This is a genomic window from Pseudomonas sp. P1_F1_2 (assembly GCF_056405815.1).
Map to the genome: position 1 here is coordinate 1 of NZ_JBFUBK010000215.1, position 1,400 is coordinate 1,400.

Annotated in this window: 1 protein-coding gene; it reads right to left on the reverse strand. The window is 60.3% G+C overall.

Features of this window, described 5'->3' with window-relative positions; translation table 11 throughout:
* Positions 1 to 1,400, reverse strand: a 1,400-nt coding sequence (locus tag AC1D2P_RS30670) for a HAMP domain-containing protein (protein WP_477811769.1), incomplete at both ends; no start/stop codon positions are given.

Genomic DNA, 1,400 nt, shown 5'->3' on the forward strand with positions numbered 1-1,400 from the left:
TCGGTACCCACCTCGCGCGCCACCCGCGTCACTTCAGAGGCAAATGACCGCAGCTGATCCACCATGGTGTTGATGGTGTTCTTKAGCTCGAGGATCTCGCCCTTCACGTCCACCGTGATCTTCTTGGACAAGTCACCGGCTGCCACGGCCGTTGTCACCTCGGCAATGTTGCGCACCTGCGCCGTCAGGTTGGAGCCCATGGAGTTGACCGAATCGGTCAAATCTTTCCACGTACCGGCTACACCTTGCACATCGGCCTGCCCGCCTAGTTTGCCTTCGGTGCCTACTTCTCGTGCCACCCGCGTCACTTCGGACGCAAACGAGCGAAGCTGATCCACCATGGTGTTGATGGTGTTCTTCAGCTCCAGAATTTCGCCCTTCACGTCCACCGTGATCTTCTTCGAAAGGTCACCGGCGGCCACGGCCGTCGTCACCTCGGCAATGTTGCGCACCTGGCCGGTCAGGTTGGAGCCCATGGAGTTGACCGAATCGGTCAAGTCCTTCCAGGTACCGGCAACACCCTGCACGTCGGCCTGGCCGCCCAGTTTGCCTTCAGTACCCACCTCGCGCGCCACCCGGGTTACCTCAGAAGCAAATGACCGCAGCTGATCCACCATGGTGTTGATGGTGTTCTTGAGCTCGAGGATTTCGCCCTTCACGTCCACCGTGATCTTCTTCGAAAGGTCGCCCGCCGCCACAGCCTTGGTCACCTCGGCAATGTTGCGCACCTGGCCGGTCAGGTTGGAGCCCATGGAGTTGACCGAGTCAGTCAAGTCCTTCCAGGTGCCGGCAACGCCCTGCACGTCGGCCTGCCCGCCCAGCTTGCCCTCGGTGCCCACCTCGCGTGCCACCCGCGTCACTTCAGAAGCAAAAGACGAGAGCTGGTCCACCATGGTGTTGATGGTGTTCTTCAGCTCCAGAATTTCGCCCTTCACATCCACCGTGATCTTCTTGGAAAGGTCACCGGCGGCCACGGCCGTCGTCACCTCGGCAATGTTGCGCACCTGGCCGGTCAGGTTGGAGCCCATGGAGTTGACCGAATCGGTCAAATCTTTCCACGTGCCGGCTACACCTTGCACGTCGGCCTGGCCGCCCAGTTTGCCTTCGGTGCCTACTTCTCGTGCCACCCGCGTCACTTCAGAAGCAAAAGACGAGAGCTGGTCCACCATGGTGTTGATGGTGTTCTTGAGTTCGAGGATTTCACCCTTCACGTCCACCGTGATCTTCTTGGAAAGGTCACCGGCAGCCACAGCTTTGGTCACGTCGGCGATGTTGCGCACCTGTGATGTCAGGTTACCGGCCATGAAGTTCACGTTGTCGGTCAGATCCTTCCAGGTACCGGCCACACCTTGCACATCGGCCTGCCCGCCCAGCTTGCCTTCGGTACCCACCTCGCGCGC